A 17,193-nucleotide genomic window follows, 5' to 3' on the forward strand; every position below is an offset into this window, starting at 1 on the left:
GCGTCTTATCCGGTCTACATGTCCCCGCCATTTTGTTTAACGGGTGATCCACAACGTGGGCCAGGCGTCTGGCCCATGCCAGTTATCGCAGGTGGGTTCGGCAGCGTAACGCACCAGGCGAAAACGCTGGCCGTCAAAACGCCAGCGCGCCTGAATGCCACAATCGCTTAATCCGCGACCTTTCGCTAAGGTCACCAGTTCACGCGTTTTTTCATCGAATGTTGCGTTCATCAGTTCCAGTTCATTCGTCTCCTGACCGTTGTGGAACGGCAAACGTAACCGTACCGGGCGCGAGGCCAGTGGCTTTTTACGCGATACAATCCACGCCAGATCAATGGTGTTATAGGCGCCCGCCTCACAGCTAATCATCATCAGCGCTTTATCATCAGTCAGCGCAGTGACATTCACCTCACGACGCAATGGATCAAGCGAGCAGCGCAGACCATTCATCCGCCAGTTTCCATAATCCAGCAAATCGTTGCGTTCTTCGAGTGAGAGTGGCGTCGGCGTTGGGTTTACCACAGCGACCTCTTTCAGCGCAGGCGCAGGCGGTACGCTGAGTGGCGGCTCGTCTCCTTTCTTGATCCACGCAGTTTCACTGCCAACGCGCTTTTGCTGGGCATCAATAAACAACAACGCCGCTTTTAATCCATTAAGAGAAATGGTCTGATCGCCGTCGCGTAAGGTAATTGCCTTCCCTTCCTGAATCATTTGCAAAAACGCGGTGATGGTCGCCGTATCATCGGTCACTAATAACCACGGCGAAATCCGCCACTTGTCCCCGCTTAACGCCAGCGGCTCGCCATCTAACAGCAGTCGTGGCGCTATCGCCTCTTCCGACGCATCCGGCGACTTCAACCCGCCGCGCTCAATACGTAAAACGGCATCGGTATGCGCCCCGGCACTGCGACTGAGAGTCATCACCAGTCCATTATGATTGCCAGTGTTGCGCGCTACGCAGAAATTTTGGTTGTTACAGGTGACCTGCCAGTCGGAAAACGTCCGCTGCGCTGGTGCTGCCCACGCGAAAGACGTCGGCAACAAAGCGAAAAAAAAGAGAAGGAAAATGCGATAGCGCATGGACGGTACGACCCCAGAAGTTCAAACAAACAGCACAAGTCGTATCTTCGTTGCGCAGGTAGCGCGGCTCAATCGGATTTATCGGATTGAGCCAATAATAAACAACGAAATATTATTGTTATTTTTCAGTCCATTAAATGTGACGTTTGTAAATAGTTAAGCAATAACACCGTCTTACCGTCACGTATCTCGCCGGTATTAATCATCTCAAGCGCCTGGCTGAACGGCAGCTCAAGCACCTCAATATCTTCATCTTCGACGCCGCCCCCCGCGTTAGCACGCTGACTGTCACTGTATTCGGCGATAAAAAAGTGGATTAGCTCGGTCACACCGCCAGGCGACATATACAGTTCAAATAATTTGCGTACTTCGCCAACCTCATAACCCGTCTCTTCAATCGCTTCTTTGCGAATGCACACTTCGGGTTCGTCGTTGTCCAGCAGCCCGGCACAGGTTTCAATCAACTGCCCGCTTTCATTGCCATTAACCCAGGTTGCGACGCGGAACTGACGAATCAGAACTACGGTCTTTTTCTTCGCGTTGTACAGGAGGATCGTCGCGCCATTGCCGCGATCGTAAACTTCACGTTTATGGCGGATAACTTCGCCATCTTTGCGGGTGAGATCGTAGGTAATGTTGTGCAGGGTGAAATAGTTATCGGAGAGAATTTGGTCTTTGATGAGGGTGATTTGTTGCGTCATACCGACTCCACAGCGCGAAATGAACAAGTATCTTACGCTGTGAAGTCGGGTTTGTCTGCGGATGGAATTAGTGAGATTTGACTGATTTTATCCCCAGCCAGTCAATAATTCCCTGCGCCGCATGGCGCCCTTCCGCCATTGCAGTCACCACGAGATCCGCACCGCGCACGGCATCGCCACCAGCGAAGATTTTCGGGTTCGTCGTCTGGTAACGGTACTGACTTTCAACATCAGCCACGATGCGCCCCCATTTATCCACCGTTACACCATGTGACTGAAGCCACGGCATATCATGCGGATTAAAACCAAACGCCATAATCACCGCGTCGGCTGGCATGACAAATTCACTGCCTTCCACCGGCACCGGACGCCGACGCCCTTGTGCATCCGGCTCGCCAAGTCGCGTGCGCAGGAAACGAATCCCGCAGACGTGACCTTGCTCATTCAATTCAAGCGCCACTGGCTGGACGTTAAATTCGAAGTTAGCCCCCTCTTCGCGGGCGTTCTTCACCTCTTTTTTCGAACCGGGCATGTTAGCTTCATCACGACGATAGGCGCAGGTGACGTTACTTGCGCCGTGGCGCAGCGCGGTGCGCACACAGTCCATCGCAGTGTCGCCGCCGCCCAGTACAACGACATTTAGCCCGGCTGTATTGATAAACGGCTCTTCCGGTAGCTCTTCAAGCCCCATCACCTGTTTGGTGTTGGCAATAAGGAACGGCAGAGCGTCATAAACGCCCGGCGCATCTTCATTGGGTAAGCCCGCTTTCATGGAACGGTAAGTGCCGACGCCAACGAAGACTGCGTCGTATTGTTCGAGCAGCGAATCCAAAGAGACATCTTTACCCACTTCACAATTGAGTTTGAAGTGAATCCCCATTGCGCTGAAGATTTCCCGACGGCGCGCCATCAGCGATTTATCCAATTTGAAAGAAGGAATGCCAAAGGTGAGCAAGCCACCGATTTCTGGATGGCGATCGTATACCGTCACCTCCACGCCGCTGCGGGTCAGGACGTCCGCACAGGCCAGCCCCGCAGGCCCCGCACCGATAATCGCCACTCGCTTGTCCACTTTCGTGACATGGCTTAAGTCAGGACGCCAACCTTTCGCCAACGCCTGATCTGAAATGTAGCGTTCAATGTTGCCGATAGTCACCGCGCCGTGCTCATCGCGAATGGTGCAGGCGCCTTCACACAAGCGATCTTGCGGACAGACGCGTCCGGTAATTTCTGGCAGGGTGTTGGTCTGGTGAGAAAGCTCGACGGCGGCGTCGATATTTCCGGCTTTCACCAGTTCAATCCACTGCGGAATATGGTTATGCAGCGGGCAGGTCCATTCACAGACGCTATGCTCGCCGCACTTCAGGCAGCGCGAGGCTTCCCGTTGTGCCTGGTCGGTGCGGAATGGCAGATAAATTTCATCAAAGCCGGTTTTGCGCGCTTCAATTGCCAGTTTATCCGGCTCGCCGCGCGCGGGCGTTGCCTGCATTTGCTCGACTTTACTCATTACCGGCATTTCTTGTGCCGCTGTACTGGTATGCCACGGTTGATGTTCCTGACGTGCAGTGCGCAAGCGGCGAGATTTCGCTATGCCGGAGAGTGCGGCGTCGGTGACCAGTTGCAGCGCATCCGCCGGGCAGTTTTCGACACAGGCGGGGCCGTTTTCTCGCCCTGCGCACAGGTCGCATTTATGTGCCGTGGCTTTCACTTTACCCGCTGTGACGGGTGTCAGGACAATCTGCATGGTGCCAAACGGACAGGCCACCACACAGGATTTACAGCCAATACACTTTTGCTGATTGACCTGAATGCTGTCATCAACATGGCTGATTGCGCCATTGGGGCAGCTACGGGCACAGGGCGCATCTTCGCAATGGTGACAGGTCACTGCACTACGTTGCTGCTGATGTTTGATAACCGTAATTCGGGGATGAAAATGGTGTTGGCTCAGGACATGTTGCTCATCATTGTGAGCCATGACACAGGCAATTTCACAAGCATGACAACCCAGACATTGCTGACTGTTGGCCATAATAAAACGATTCATAACGACCTTCTTTTTTGGTTGTAAAAACCTTATTCTTTATATGAGTGTTGTTATTACCCGACTTGCAGGGGAATCGGCAATGTCCATGTGCCCAGAACAAGTAACTATTTCGCTATAAACTGTGGCAGATCAAATAATCCCATCACTGACTAAATTGCGTTTCAACAACCTGGAACATTAATGATTTTATGTGGAGAAGACGCGTGTGATTGTTAAACGACCCGTCTCGGCCAGTCTGGCCAGGGCCTTTTTTTACATTGTGCTGCTGTCGATTCTTTCCACGGGTATCGCCCTGCTAACTCTGGCGAGCAGTTTGCGCGACGCTGAGGCGATCAATATTGCCGGATCGCTGCGTATGCAGAGTTACCGCCTGGGCTACGACTTGCAAAGTGGCAGTCCACAACTCAATGCGCATCGCCAGTTGTTCCAGCAGGCGCTGCATTCACCGGTATTAACCAATCTCAACGTCTGGTATGTGCCAGAGGCAGTAAAAACCCGCTATGCGCATCTGAATGCCAACTGGCTGGAGATGAATAATCGGCTCAGCAAGGGGGATTTGCCGTGGTATCAGGCCAATATCGATAATTATGTCAATCAGATAGACCTGTTCGTGCTGGCTTTACAGCACTACGCTGAACGCAAAATGCTGCTGGTGGTGGCGATTTCGCTGGCTGGCGGCATCGGTATTTTCACGCTGGTCTTTTTTACTCTGCGCCGCATACGCCATCAGGTCGTTGCCCCACTGAATCAACTGGTTACCGCCAGTCAGCGTATTGAACACGGTCAGTTCGACTCACCGCCGCTGGATACCAGCCTGCCCAATGAGCTGGGACTGCTGGCCAAAACCTTTAACCAGATGTCGAGCGAACTGCATAAATTGTACCGTTCGCTGGAAGCGTCAGTAGAAGAAAAAACCCGCGATCTCCACGAGGCCAAGCGCCGTCTGGAGGTGTTGTATCAGTGTTCGCAGGCGCTGAACACCAGCCAGATTGATGTGCATTGTTTCCGCCACATTTTGCAGATTGTTCGCGACAATGAAGCGGCTGAATATCTGGAGTTAAATGTCGGTGAAAACTGGCGGATTAGCGAAGGAAAGCCCAACCCGCAACTGCCGATGCAGATTTTACCGGTGACCATGCAAGAGACGGTTTACGGCGAGCTGCACTGGCAAAACAGCAACGTGTCGGCCTCCGAACCGCTGCTTAATAGCGTTTCATCGATGCTGGGGCGCGGTTTGTACTTTAACCAGGCACAGAAACATTTTCAGCAATTGCTGTTGATGGAGGAACGCGCGACCATCGCCCGCGAATTGCACGACTCGCTGGCTCAGGTGCTTTCTTATTTGCGTATCCAGTTAACATTACTGAAGCGTTCGATACCGGAAGATAACGCCACCGCACAAAGTATCATGGCCGATTTTTCCCAGGCATTGAATGATGCGTATCGGCAGTTACGCGAGCTGCTGACCACTTTCCGCCTCACGCTGCAGCAGGCGGATCTCCCTTCCGCGCTGCGGGAAATGCTGGATACATTACAAAATCAAACCAGCGCCAAACTGACCCTCGACTGCCGCTTGCCAACCCTGGCGCTGGATGCGCAAATGCAGGTGCATCTGTTGCAAATTATTCGTGAAGCGGTGCTGAATGCGATGAAGCACGCCAACGCCAGCGAAATCGCTGTTAGCTGCGTCACCGCACCGGACGGCAACCACACGGTCTATATCCGTGACAACGGGATTGGCATCGGTGAACCGAAAGAACCTGAAGGCCATTATGGTCTGAATATTATGCGCGAACGCGCGGAACGACTGGGCGGAACGCTGACATTTTCGCAACCTTCCGGCGGCGGCACGTTAGTGAGTATTAGCTTTCGCTCTGCGGCGGGTGAGGAAAGTCAACTGATGTAATACCTCTTGTTGACCAAAGAATACGGGCACTTAAGGTTCAGTATAAAAGGGCATGATAATTTACATTATCTCCTTTTTTTCTCCACGATTGGCTCGTACCTTGCCGCTACAGTGAAGCAAGTCAAGCCTACAACGATACGCAGAAACACGAGGTCCTCTTTTAATGGCGAATTTCTTTATTGATCGCCCCATTTTTGCCTGGGTACTGGCAATCCTGTTGTGTCTGACAGGAACCCTGGCGATTTTCTCATTGCCCGTTGAACAATACCCGGATCTCGCGCCGCCGAACGTGCGAGTGACCGCTAACTATCCAGGCGCTTCGGCTCAGACGCTGGAAAACACCGTAACCCAGGTTATCGAGCAGAATATGACTGGCCTCGATAACCTGATGTATATGTCGTCACAAAGCAGTGGCACCGGTCAGGCATCTGTCACCTTAAGTTTTAAAGCCGGAACCGACCCGGACGAGGCGGTGCAACAGGTGCAAAACCAGCTGCAATCGGCCATGCGTAAACTCCCACAGGCGGTACAAAACCAGGGCGTGACAGTACGTAAAACCGGCGATACTAACATCCTGACCATTGCTTTCGTCTCTACCGATGGTTCGATGGATAAACAAGATATTGCCGATTACGTTGCCAGTAATATTCAGGATCCGTTAAGCCGCGTTAACGGCGTTGGTGATATCGACGCCTATGGTTCACAGTACTCGATGCGTATCTGGCTTGATCCGGCAAAACTGAACAGCTTCCAGATGACGGCTAAAGATGTAACCGACGCCATTGAGTCACAGAACGCGCAGATTGCGGTCGGACAGCTTGGCGGTACACCTTCTGTAGATAAACAAGCATTGAACGCTACCATTAACGCCCAGTCGCTGTTGCAAACGCCTGAACAGTTCCGCGATATCACCTTGCGGGTAAATCAGGATGGTTCGGAAGTGAAACTGGGCGATGTTGCCACCGTCGAAATGGGGGCGGAGAAATACGATTATCTTAGCCGCTTTAATGGTAAGCCTGCCTCCGGTCTGGGAGTAAAACTGGCTTCCGGCGCGAACGAAATGGCCACGGCGAAGCTGGTACTGAACCGGCTCGACGAACTGGCGCAATACTTCCCTCCCGGTCTGGAATATAAGGTGGCGTATGAAACCACCTCGTTTGTTAAAGCCTCCATTGAAGACGTGGTGAAAACCCTGTTAGAAGCTATCGCGCTGGTTTTCCTCGTCATGTATCTGTTCCTGCAAAACTTCCGCGCTACATTGATTCCAACTATCGCCGTGCCGGTGGTGTTGATGGGCACTTTCTCCGTGCTTTACGCCTTCGGTTACAGCGTCAACACCTTAACCATGTTTGCGATGGTGCTGGCGATCGGTCTGCTGGTGGATGACGCCATCGTGGTAGTGGAAAACGTCGAACGTATTATGAGTGAGGAAGGACTCACTCCTCGCGAAGCTACACGTAAATCGATGGGGCAGATCCAGGGGGCACTGGTCGGGATTGCGATGGTGCTGTCGGCGGTATTTGTGCCAATGGCCTTCTTTGGCGGCACGACCGGAGCTATCTATCGCCAGTTCTCTATTACCATTGTTGCGGCGATGGTGCTGTCGGTGCTGGTGGCGATGATCCTCACTCCGGCGCTGTGTGCCACGCTACTTAAGCCACTGAAAAAAGGTGAGCATCACGGGCAGAAAGGCTTTTTTGCCTGGTTTAACCAGATGTTCAACCGTAACGCCGAACGCTACGAGAAAGGGGTGGCGAAAATTCTCCACCGCAGCCTGCGCTGGATTTTGATTTACGTCCTGCTGTTAGGCGGTATGGTGTTTCTGTTCCTGCGTCTGCCGACGTCATTCCTGCCACTGGAAGACCGTGGCATGTTCACCACGTCGGTGCAGCTACCCAGCGGTTCGACCCAGCAACAGACGCTGAAAGTGGTGGAACAGATCGAGAAGTATTACTTCACTCATGAGAAAGACAATATCACGTCGGTATTTGCCACGGTCGGTTCAGGCCCTGGCGGCAACGGGCAAAACGTGGCGCGTATGTTTATCCGCCTGAAAGACTGGAGTGAGCGCGACAGTAAGACCGGCACTTCGTTTGCCATTATCGAACGTGCAACGAAAGAATTTAATAAGATTAAAGAAGCCCGCGTTATCGCCAGCAGCCCGCCGGCAATTAGCGGTCTTGGCAGTTCTGCGGGTTTTGATATGGAGTTGCAGGATCACGCCGGAGCGGGTCACGATGCGCTGATGGCTGCACGTAACCAGTTGCTGGCGCTGGCAGCGGAAAATCCGGAATTAACCCGCGTGCGCCATAACGGTCTTGATGACAGTCCGCAGTTGCAGATTGATATCGACCAACGTAAAGCTCAGGCGCTGGGCGTTGCCATTGACGATATTAACGACACGCTGCAAACCGCGTGGGGTTCAAGCTATGTAAATGACTTTATGGATCGCGGTCGCGTGAAGAAAGTCTATGTGCAGGCCGCCGCGCCGTATCGGATGCTGCCGGATGATATCAACCTGTGGTATGTGCGTAACAAAGACGGTGGGATGGTGCCCTTCTCTGCCTTCGCGACCTCTCGCTGGGAGACAGGTTCGCCGCGTCTGGAACGCTATAACGGCTATTCTGCGGTAGAGATTGTCGGGGAAGCCGCACCGGGCGTCAGTACGGGTACAGCGATGGATATTATGGAATCGTTAGTGAAGCAGTTGCCGAACGGCTTTGGACTGGAGTGGACGGCGATGTCGTACCAGGAACGACTTTCCGGTGCGCAAGCTCCGGCGCTGTATGCCATTTCATTGCTGGTGGTATTCCTGTGTCTGGCTGCACTTTATGAAAGTTGGTCAGTACCGTTCTCGGTAATGCTGGTTGTACCGCTGGGAGTTATCGGCGCGCTGCTGGCAACCTGGATGCGTGGGCTGGAAAACGACGTTTACTTCCAGGTGGGTTTATTAACGGTCATTGGTTTATCGGCGAAAAACGCCATCCTCATTGTCGAGTTCGCTAACGAGATGAACCAAAAAGGTCACGACCTGTTTGAAGCGACTCTTTATGCCTGCCGCCAGCGTTTACGCCCGATACTGATGACCTCGCTGGCGTTTATCTTCGGCGTACTGCCGATGGCAATCAGCAGCGGTGCCGGTTCCGGTGGTCAACATGCGGTGGGTACTGGCGTAATGGGGGGAATGATCTCCGCCACCATTCTGGCGATTTACTTCGTGCCGCTGTTCTTTGTGCTGGTACGCCGTCGTTTCCCTCTGAAGCCACGCCCGGAATAAGCAATAAAAAAGGCGACATGCCAACGTGTCGCCTTTTTCAACTTTCTGATAAAGAACCTGTTCATCAGGTTCTTTCATTTTACCTTCTGTCCTGGTAATTACTTGCGAAGCATAACTTCGATAAAGTCTTTCCAGTTCCCCAGTTCACGTTCAATCATAACAACCTCTCTTATAATTATGGGTATTCTACGGAAACAATATACCGTGGTGAAGCTAATTTATTCGATTGCAGTGATTACTACCTCCGGGGCAAAACCTATGTAAATACTATGGCCCTGAGACAGGGATTTTTATGTGATGCAAAGCAACATTTCAACAGATTCATACGGATTCTAATACTTGCTTAATTCTGTTTGAAATACATACAGATACCTAGGGGAATATTCTTAATAATTACATTCAAAATGCTCACAATTATTTAATAATTGTTAAGTGAAACACCTTAATAATGTTATATTCCCTGGTATTCATTTGTCGGGGAAATGTATTGACCGTTAAATGAGTATTTATTCTTATAAATCGAAAAAGGATTCATTATGGTTACACTTTACGGCATTAAAAATTGTGACACCATTAAAAAGGCTCGCCGTTGGCTGGAAGCCAATAACATCGACTATCGTTTTCATGATTATCGCGTTGATGGGCTGGACAGCGAATTATTGAACGGTTTTATCAACGAATTAGGCTGGGAAGCGTTACTCAACACCCGTGGTACTACCTGGCGTAAACTGGACGAAACCACGCGCAATAAAATCACCGATGCGGCTTCTGCGGCGGCATTAATGACTGAAATGCCTGCAATTATCAAACGCCCATTGCTCTGCACGCCAGAGAAGCCTATGCTGCTGGGTTTCAGTGAATCCAGTTATCAGCAATTTTTCCATGAGGTGTAGTCTATGTCGTGTCCGGTTATTGAGCTGACACAGCAGCTTATTCGCCGCCCATCCTTAAGTCCTGATGACGCAGGATGTCAGGCAATCATTACCGAACGTTTACAGGCGATCGGTTTTACCATCGAACGCATGGACTTTGCGGATACGCAGAATTTTTGGGCGTGGCGTGGACAGGGAGAAACGTTAGCCTTTGCCGGACATACCGACGTTGTACCGCCTGGCGATGCCGACCGTTGGATCAATCCACCATTTGAACCGACCATTCGCGACGGTATGTTATTTGGGCGCGGCGCGGCAGATATGAAAGGGTCGCTGGCGGCGATGGTGGTAGCAGCAGAACGCTTTGTCGCTCAACATCCCAACCATAAAGGTCGACTGGCGTTTCTGATCACCTCAGACGAAGAAGCCAGCGCCCACAACGGCACGGTCAAAGTGGTCGAAACCTTAATGGCACGCCGTGAACGGCTGGATTACTGCCTGGTTGGTGAACCGTCGAGTATCGAAGTGGTCGGTGATGTAGTGAAAAATGGCCGTCGCGGATCGTTGACCTGTAACCTTACTATTCATGGCGTGCAGGGACATGTGGCCTACCCACACCTTGCAGATAACCCTGTACATCGTGCAGCCCCTTTCCTCAATGAGTTAGTGGCTATCGAGTGGGATCAGGGCAATGAATTTTTCCCGGCAACCAGTATGCAAATAGCCAATATTCAGGCGGGTACTGGCAGTAATAATGTCATTCCGGGTGAGCTGTTTGTACAGTTTAACTTCCGCTTTAGCACCGAACTTACTGATGAAATGATCAAAGCACAGGTGCTTACCCTGCTTGAAAAACATCAACTGCGTTATACGGTCGATTGGTGGCTTTCCGGGCAGCCATTTTTGACTGCGCGCGGTAAACTGGTAGATGCGGTCGTCAACGCGGTTGAGCACTATAATGAAATTAAACCGCAGCTACTGACCACAGGCGGAACGTCCGATGGGCGCTTTATTGCCCGCATGGGGGCGCAGGTGGTGGAACTTGGGCCGGTCAATGCCACCATTCATAAAATTAATGAATGTGTGAACGCTGCCGACCTGCAGCTACTTGCCCGTATGTATCAACGTATCATGGAACAGCTCGTCGCCTGATGAGTGGTTCTGCAAGAGGAAAAAAGCATGGACTGGCTGGCTAAATATTGGTGGATTCTGGTAATTGTCTTTTTGGTGGGCGTCCTGCTGAATGTTATCAAAGATCTCAAGCGCGTCGACCATAAGAAATTTCTCGCCAACAAGCCGGAGCTTCCCCCGCATCGTGATTTCAACGATAAATGGGACGATGATGACGACTGGCCGAAGAAGGATCAACCGAAGAAGTAAGCTGGAGGGGCCGGATAATGTCTGGCGCTCAACCGTAGGCCTGATAAGACGCGTCAGCGTCGCATCAGGCATCATAGCCGGATGCGGCGTGAACGCCTTATCCGGCCTACGCGTCCGGCACCTGTCTTTTACATCATTTCAATCACATCATCATCGCCAGGCTTACCGCCGCTTAACGCCTCGTCGAAGTAATGTTTCGGAATGGTATAACGCAAGTGATCCAGGGCAAATTGCATACTGCGATTATCGATCGCATGACCTAAATCCTCCACGATATCCAGCGTCACATCTCCACCGGCGTTAATTAACGCTTCCTGCGCCGCAACCGCGTGAGCCAGATCGATAACCGGATCTTCACCACCGTGGATCAGGTGAATTGTTGTAGCAGTAGAAGCCGTTTTCGGCAGGCTGGCATAGCGTCCGTTAAAGGCGATGACGCGTGAGGCAAGTCCCGGTTCGGCTTTAATACTCTCCAGCGCCATAATGGCCCCTTGTGAGAACCCGATCAGCGCCGTGGCGTTAGCCCCTACTCCGCTCTGTTTCTGCCAGTAGCGTACTGTCTCAATAAACGTCGGCATGATGGCATCCACCCGCGCCTGGCGATTCTCTTCCGTTACGCCCTGCACCGAAAACCATTGACGCCCTGCCGGATTACCGCTCGGCTCAGCACCACCGACACTTACCACCAGCGCATCTGGAAACAACGGTGCAAACCAGCTACCGATTTCCCCCATTGCCACCGGGTTATCCCCGACACCGTGGAAAAGCAGTAACAACTGTTGGGCAGGTTTATCCGGGCTTTGAACAACAAAATGGTCATGTTTCATGGCGAACTCCTTAACTGATGTCATTAATTTTACGCCGCTGACTCACAATGACCGTGGGAGAAAATTGAAGGAGTCAGTGAAAAAATTGCCATTGTGTTATGCGATTGCGCAGGCGTTCAGTGCGGACATCATCAAGTGCGAATAGCGCCTGCGCGGCTTCTTCGCGTTGGCAAACCAGCAATGCCTTACGGCCTAAAAGTTTAAGTGTGGTACATAACTGCGCGTCGCTGACGTTTTTCTGCAACCGTCCTCGCAGCGCCGGTAATGCCCGTTCACTGGTTTGCAGCAGGCGTGTTAAACAACCTAACGACGTTAAAAGGGGACGATGGGCGAAAGCAAAACCGGTCAGTTCAAGCCAGTCATTATCAGAAAGCATGATGTCGTTTAACGGATCAACCGAGATGCTTTCACCATTCCATTGCGAGAGAATTTGTGCGTCGCGGCGTAAACGATAATGCTCACATTCTGCCAATTGTTTACCCGCTTCGCTAATGGGTAATAGTGCCATCGCCGTATAACAGCCGCTACTGGCTTCGCGATGATTACCCATCCGTACCAGCACAAAACCGCAGCGTTGCCAGAAACGCCATAATTCCTCGGTGTAGCCAAAACTCACCGAAAGATAGTCGAGGCCATGCATATATTGCACAGCGTCAGCAATAAGTTGCTGCCCTGTACCTTCCCGCTGACGCGCCGGATGGACGGCAATGCGGCTGACACGCCGTCCGCGTAACGTTGCTGCCAGTGGATTGCTACCGTGTGCCGCCAGCGACTGAGCCACCAGGTTGCCACGCGGGCGACGAAAACCCGCCCATACCGCCTGACTGAGCTCTTCAGATAATCCCCCCTCATCCACCAGCCACAGCGCCCCGGCAATCTCGTTTTCGCAAGCAGCTTGTAAAAAATGTTGTCCAGGCGCGTCCATCATCCGGCGTAAATCCAGCGGTGAAGTCCGATAGTGCGCACCAGACAATAACTGGTAAACCTTTAACGGCGTTTCTGGCTTGCTTCGCCATGAAGTCTGTTCAAATGCAGAAATGGTGATCTTGCCTTGTGGTACGCGCGTGAAGGTTTCATCGTCAAAAACCAGTGCCTCGCTAACCATTTTTTCCAGCGGGCATCCCTGCGCCCAGCGGATCGGCTGTTGCAATTCAAAACGCTGCAAATGCGGGAAGCGGGCGCAAAATTTCAGCAAAAAGCCACGCCCGGTGCCTTCATAGCCCTGCACCGTAGTGGTTAACAAAGTACGCGGAAAGCGTGATACCAGTTGATGTAATAGTGGGGCGGGTATTGCAGCAGCTTCATCGACAACCAGCCAATCAGCTTTTTCATCACTGGACAGCAATGCATCCGGCGCAACAAAACGAAACTTCTCTCCGGCAAATTGTGCCAGCACATTCGTTGCGGCTCTCGCAGGCGCAGTGACTATCGCACTGCCAGCGATACGGGAAATGAGTTGCCCTGCCAGCGCCGACTTACCGCGTCCGCGCGCAGCAGTTACCGCTGCCACGCCCGGTGGCATAGTCAGAAGCTGTTGTAGTATCTGTTGTTGTTCTGGTTGCGGTGCGCCGGTAGCGGATTGCCAGTCAGTACGGGGAGTAAAATGCGCCAACGAGAACGGCTGGTTTTGCCGCCAGAGGATAGCGTCGTTATCCGCCGTAAGTACGCGTTTGAAATGCTGGACAAAATGCGGCGTCGCAATAGGGTCAGGGCAATCACTCCAGCGTAGCGAGTCGGCATCAGGTTGGTTTTCCCACTCTTCCCATACAGGGAGTAACAAAACCAGCCAGCTTCCCGCTTTCAACGTTCCGCTAAGTGCGGCAAAGGCAGCGGCATCAAAACCGTGGCGGGCGTCGAATACCGCATGCCGGAACTCGCGCCCAAGTAAAGTCTGTAGCGCCGAGGGAGAACAGTGGTTTTCAGCGACTGGCTGCGGCGAAATCCACAGCCAGTCGCCAGGTAAGGCATCACGCAACTTAAGCGCATGATCAAAACACCAACCCCCTTCCCCGCTCAACACCAGCAAGCGGCGGATCCCTTCACGTTTCATTTGCGCTGTTAATGTGTGTAGCGCGGTCAGTTCAGCCATCCCTGCCCCGAAAGTTAAATGCTTTTACCGAAAGTATTGCATTGTGCCGGATCGCCGCTGTCGAAACCACGTTTAAACCAGCTATAGCGTTGTTGGGATGTACCATGAGTAAAGCTGTCCGGCACTACCCGCCCCTGACTTTGCTGCTGTAAGCGGTCATCGCCGATGGCTTGCGCCGCATTCAGCGCCTCTTCCAGATCGCCAGTTTCCAGAACGCCTTGTTGCTGCATACTGTGCCCCCAGACACCGGCAAAACAGTCGGCCTGGAGTTCCATACGCACAGATAAGCGGTTCACTTCCGCCTGCGTCGCGTTTTGTTGCAATTGACGGACTTTCGGTTCAATGCCTAACAGTTTCTGCACATGATGACCGACTTCATGGGCGATAACGTATCCCTGAGCGAAATCACCATCCGCGCCCAGTTTGTCTTTCATGTCATCATAGAAAGAGAGATCGATATAGACCGTACCATCCGCCGGGCAATAGAACGGCCCCATAATGGACTGTCCGGCGCCGCAACCGGTGCGTGTCATTCCGCGATACATCACCAGCTTCGGTTGCTGATAAGTCTTACCCATCTTCTCGAATTGCTGTCCCCAGGTGTCTTCCGTGGTTGCCAGAATTACCGAGGTGAATTTTGCTGCTTCATCTTCATTTGGGCTAATTGAGCGCGTTGATTGCTGTTGAGAAATCGGCTGTCCGGTCATCAACCCAGTTAAATCAACACCATAGTAGCCAGCAACCAGCACCACTACCAGTAAAATCAGCCCACCTTTACCGCTTGGCAGACGGAAACCGGGACCGCCCATTGACGGGCCACCAGAGCTGTTTCGCCTGTCTTCAACATTGTCACTTTCACGACGCCCTTGCCAGCGCATAGATACCTCAACAATATATTCATTATAGTGATGATCGTAGGTGCTTCAGAGGAAGATTACCACAGAAAAACGGGAGGAAATGATGGAGGAATGAGCGTTCAATTCACGTATTACAAGAGCAGTCATCTTGCCGTGCCAGCAGCACGGCAAGATGATGAACAGAAAAATCAGTCCAGCTGTACACCCAGGCGGCGGGCGACGGCTTCATAAGCTTCAATCAGGCCACCGAGGCTCTGGCGGAAACGGTCTTTGTCCATTTTCTCCAGCGTTTCTTTGTCCCACAGGCGGCTACCGTCCGGGGAGAACTCATCGCCCAGTACCACTTCGCCTTTGTACAGGCCAAACTCCAGCTTAAAGTCGACCAGAATCAGACCGGCATCATCAAACAGTTTTTTCAGCACGTCGTTCGCTTTGTAGGTCAGTTCTTTCATACGCGCCAGGTTCTCTTTGCTTACCCAGCCAAAGGTTTCGCAATAAGATTCGTTAACCATCGGGTCATGCATGGCATCGTTTTTCAGGAACAGATCGAACAGCGGCGGGTTCAGCTCAATACCTTCTTCAATTCCAAGACGTTTCACCAGAGAGCCAGCAGCACGGTTACGTACGACACACTCAACCGGCACCATATCCAGCTTTTTCACCAGACATTCAGTATCGGAGAGCAGACGCTCCATTTGAGTCGGGATACCCGCTTCAGCCAGTTTGCTCATAATGAAGTAGTTGAACTTGTTGTTCACCATACCTTTGCGATCAAACTGCTCAATGCGCGCACCATCACCTGCTGACGTATCATTGCGGAATTCGAGCACCAACAGATCCGGGTTTTCCGTGCTGTATACGGTTTTCGCTTTACCACGATACAACTCAGCTTGCTTTTGCATCTTTATCACTCCTGGGTGTGAATTAACGTTTTAAAATCTTTTGCTGTCTGGTGTGCCGGATATTTTGTCGGATGCGGCGTGAACGCCTTATCTGACCTGTGTCCGACAAACAAATTTCGTGCGAATTAACGCTAAAATCGCGTTTTTCTGCCGACGCACACGTTTGCGTATCATAACAGAAAAAAGGGCCGGATTACTCCAGCCCTGTATTTTTACTTGCTAAACGCTGCCTGGAAGACAGATACCAGTGCGTCGTTTTGGCTTTGAGTCAGCGTATGGCCTTTCGGATCGATGAACTGCAAGCTGCTGCGGTTATCTAAATCACCGACTTGCAGTTTATAGTCACCGGATGCCAGGCCTGGATCGCTCGCGCCCAGTTCCTGCCAGTCGCTGTCAGACAACGGCTTATAGGTCACGGCCATGCTGCCCTGCGAACGGGTGCTGTCGGTCACTTTCATGCCCACTTTTTCCAGCGCCGCTGGCAGACGTTGCCAAACCACGTTGAACGGCCCGCGAACGACCAGCATTGGTAAGCCTGTGTCATCAGCAGCACTTTGTACGTCCATGGTGGTGGAAGCACGGTTTTGCGCCGCATTAGCCGCATCGGTCACGGATTTATCCAGACCGGCGGAAATGACGTTCATCATCTCCGTGCTGTAACGCTGCATGGAAGCCGCGTCTGCAACCGGTTTGCCCGCCTGCTCCAGGTTCAGCAGTTTCACCGTTACCGCCTGCTGATAACCCTGCGGTTTAACAGAGATTTGATAACGACCGCGATACTGCTCGTCTTCGTCCAGACGATTCCATTGCACCCAATCGGTAGTCAGCGTCTGACCAGCATCATCGCGTTGGGTAATGGTGTAGTTTTTCGCCTGCAGCACGCTAACAACCTGCGGCCACAAAGTATTACCACGACCATTTTCTACCAGCAGCGAGGCGGTGTCGCCCGTAAACTGGGTACGTGCGCCGGAAATCAGCGCCAACGGCTGGGCAGGTGGACGAATGTCCAGCGCCTTACCGACAGCACCGCTACCGTTGGTCACCGGTATTGCATAATCACCGGAAGTCACCGGCAAAATCATTCCTGCCGGGGCATGAAGCTCCGCAAGCGGTGCCGCTTCCAGATAGGCTTCATCACCACTCACCTGACGCTTATAGCGTGAGTCAGAACTACAGGCTGCGAGTAACAGAACAAGCGATACACCCGCAACCTTTGCCAGGCGCGACTTTTGAACAGAGTAAGCCATCAAATCTC

Annotated in this window: 14 protein-coding genes; 5 read left to right on the forward strand and 9 right to left on the reverse strand. The window is 52.2% G+C overall.

Features of this window, described 5'->3' with window-relative positions:
* Positions 1–36: 36 nt before the first annotated feature.
* The 3 genes from RGV86_RS06435 to aegA all read right to left on the reverse strand — a co-directional run bounded on the left by RGV86_RS06435 (position 37) and on the right by aegA (position 3,828).
* Positions 37–1,080 (reverse strand): DUF1176 domain-containing protein, encoded by a 1,044-nt coding sequence (locus RGV86_RS06435; RefSeq protein WP_085461007.1) that lies wholly within the window; start codon positions 1,078–1,080, stop codon positions 37–39.
* Between the two features lie 125 nt (positions 1,081–1,205).
* Positions 1,206–1,781 (reverse strand): GDP-mannose pyrophosphatase NudK, encoded by a 576-nt coding sequence (gene nudK, locus RGV86_RS06440; RefSeq protein ID WP_010344584.1) that lies wholly within the window; start codon positions 1,779–1,781, stop codon positions 1,206–1,208.
* A gap of 67 nt (positions 1,782–1,848) precedes the next feature.
* A complete protein-coding gene (gene aegA, locus RGV86_RS06445; RefSeq protein WP_001078905.1) occupies positions 1,849–3,828 on the reverse strand; it encodes a formate-dependent uric acid utilization protein AegA in 1,980 nt (659 codons plus the stop codon).
* 205 nt (positions 3,829–4,033) lie between these two features.
* On the opposite strand from aegA, the gene narQ reads away from it, so the two are divergent.
* Positions 4,034–5,734 (forward strand): nitrate/nitrite two-component system sensor histidine kinase NarQ, encoded by a 1,701-nt coding sequence (gene narQ / locus RGV86_RS06450; RefSeq protein ID WP_024212552.1) that lies wholly within the window; start codon positions 4,034–4,036, stop codon positions 5,732–5,734.
* Between the two features lie 163 nt (positions 5,735–5,897).
* Positions 5,898–9,011: a multidrug efflux RND transporter permease AcrD gene (acrD, locus tag RGV86_RS06455; protein ID WP_001263108.1), complete on the forward strand. Its 3,114-nt coding sequence runs from the start codon at positions 5,898–5,900 to the stop codon at positions 9,009–9,011.
* Positions 9,012–9,109: 98 nt separating this feature from the next.
* On the opposite strand, the gene ypfM is transcribed toward acrD, so the two are convergent.
* Entirely contained in the window at positions 9,110–9,169 is a 60-nt protein-coding gene (gene ypfM / locus RGV86_RS06460) for a protein YpfM (RefSeq protein ID WP_001386977.1), read from the reverse strand.
* A gap of 378 nt (positions 9,170–9,547) precedes the next feature.
* Between ypfM and RGV86_RS06465 the strand changes: the two genes are divergently transcribed.
* The 3 genes from RGV86_RS06465 to RGV86_RS06475 are packed head-to-tail and all read left to right on the forward strand — an operon-like array spanning position 9,548 to position 11,263.
* Positions 9,548–9,904 (forward strand): ArsC family reductase, encoded by a 357-nt coding sequence (locus tag RGV86_RS06465; RefSeq protein WP_032225932.1) that lies wholly within the window; start codon positions 9,548–9,550, stop codon positions 9,902–9,904.
* Between the two features lie 3 nt (positions 9,905–9,907).
* Positions 9,908–11,035, forward strand: a complete 1,128-nt coding sequence (dapE, locus tag RGV86_RS06470; RefSeq protein WP_001277782.1) for a succinyl-diaminopimelate desuccinylase — start codon at positions 9,908–9,910, stop codon at positions 11,033–11,035.
* Positions 11,036–11,062: 27 nt separating this feature from the next.
* Positions 11,063–11,263 carry a YpfN family protein gene (locus tag RGV86_RS06475; protein ID WP_000383836.1) on the forward strand — a complete coding sequence of 67 codons (201 nt, stop codon included), beginning with the start codon at positions 11,063–11,065 and terminating at the stop codon, positions 11,261–11,263.
* Between the two features lie 128 nt (positions 11,264–11,391).
* Here RGV86_RS06475 and ypfH read toward each other — a convergent pair whose 3' ends face one another.
* The 5 genes from ypfH to bamC form a co-directional block, all read right to left on the reverse strand.
* On the reverse strand, positions 11,392–12,090 hold the full coding sequence (gene ypfH / locus RGV86_RS06480) for an esterase (RefSeq protein ID WP_085461008.1): 699 nt from the start codon (positions 12,088–12,090) through the stop codon (positions 11,392–11,394).
* Between the two features lie 73 nt (positions 12,091–12,163).
* Positions 12,164–14,179: a tRNA cytosine(34) acetyltransferase TmcA gene (gene tmcA, locus RGV86_RS06485; RefSeq protein WP_085461009.1), complete on the reverse strand. Its 2,016-nt coding sequence runs from the start codon at positions 14,177–14,179 to the stop codon at positions 12,164–12,166.
* Positions 14,180–14,193: 14 nt separating this feature from the next.
* Positions 14,194–15,057: a KPN_02809 family neutral zinc metallopeptidase gene (ypfJ, locus tag RGV86_RS06490; RefSeq protein ID WP_001267512.1), complete on the reverse strand. Its 864-nt coding sequence runs from the start codon at positions 15,055–15,057 to the stop codon at positions 14,194–14,196.
* Positions 15,058–15,224: 167 nt separating this feature from the next.
* A complete protein-coding gene (gene purC, locus RGV86_RS06495; RefSeq protein ID WP_001295467.1) occupies positions 15,225–15,938 on the reverse strand; it encodes a phosphoribosylaminoimidazolesuccinocarboxamide synthase in 714 nt (237 codons plus the stop codon).
* A 212-nt stretch (positions 15,939–16,150) separates the two neighbouring features.
* The gene (gene bamC / locus RGV86_RS06500) at positions 16,151–17,185 is read right to left on the reverse strand and encodes an outer membrane protein assembly factor BamC (RefSeq protein WP_010344578.1); all 1,035 of its coding nucleotides are present in this window, start codon (positions 17,183–17,185) and stop codon (positions 16,151–16,153) included.
* Positions 17,186–17,193: the final 8 nt, after the last annotated feature.

It is taken from the genome of Escherichia ruysiae, assembly GCF_031323975.1.
Lineage (GTDB): Bacteria > Pseudomonadota > Gammaproteobacteria > Enterobacterales > Enterobacteriaceae > Escherichia > Escherichia ruysiae.

What these genes read in the sequence shown, in the direction of transcription:
- RGV86_RS06435 (WP_085461007.1), bottom strand. Translation starts at nt 1,080, where the DNA reads ATGCGCTATCGCATTTTCCTTCTCTTTTTTTTCGCTTTGTTGCCGACG.
- nudK (WP_010344584.1), bottom strand. Translation starts at nt 1,781, where the DNA reads ATGACGCAACAAATCACCCTCATCAAAGACCAAATTCTCTCCGATAAC.
- aegA (WP_001078905.1), bottom strand. Translation starts at nt 3,828, where the DNA reads ATGAATCGTTTTATTATGGCCAACAGTCAGCAATGTCTGGGTTGTCAT.
- acrD (WP_001263108.1), top strand. Translation starts at nt 5,898, where the DNA reads ATGGCGAATTTCTTTATTGATCGCCCCATTTTTGCCTGGGTACTGGCA.
- RGV86_RS06465 (WP_032225932.1), top strand. Translation starts at nt 9,548, where the DNA reads ATGGTTACACTTTACGGCATTAAAAATTGTGACACCATTAAAAAGGCT.
- dapE (WP_001277782.1), top strand. Translation starts at nt 9,908, where the DNA reads ATGTCGTGTCCGGTTATTGAGCTGACACAGCAGCTTATTCGCCGCCCA.
- RGV86_RS06475 (WP_000383836.1), top strand. Translation starts at nt 11,063, where the DNA reads ATGGACTGGCTGGCTAAATATTGGTGGATTCTGGTAATTGTCTTTTTG.
- ypfH (WP_085461008.1), bottom strand. Translation starts at nt 12,090, where the DNA reads ATGAAACATGACCATTTTGTTGTTCAAAGCCCGGATAAACCTGCCCAA.
- tmcA (WP_085461009.1), bottom strand. Translation starts at nt 14,179, where the DNA reads ATGGCTGAACTGACCGCGCTACACACATTAACAGCGCAAATGAAACGT.
- ypfJ (WP_001267512.1), bottom strand. Translation starts at nt 15,057, where the DNA reads ATGCGCTGGCAAGGGCGTCGTGAAAGTGACAATGTTGAAGACAGGCGA.
- purC (WP_001295467.1), bottom strand. Translation starts at nt 15,938, where the DNA reads ATGCAAAAGCAAGCTGAGTTGTATCGTGGTAAAGCGAAAACCGTATAC.
- bamC (WP_010344578.1), bottom strand. Translation starts at nt 17,185, where the DNA reads ATGGCTTACTCTGTTCAAAAGTCGCGCCTGGCAAAGGTTGCGGGTGTA.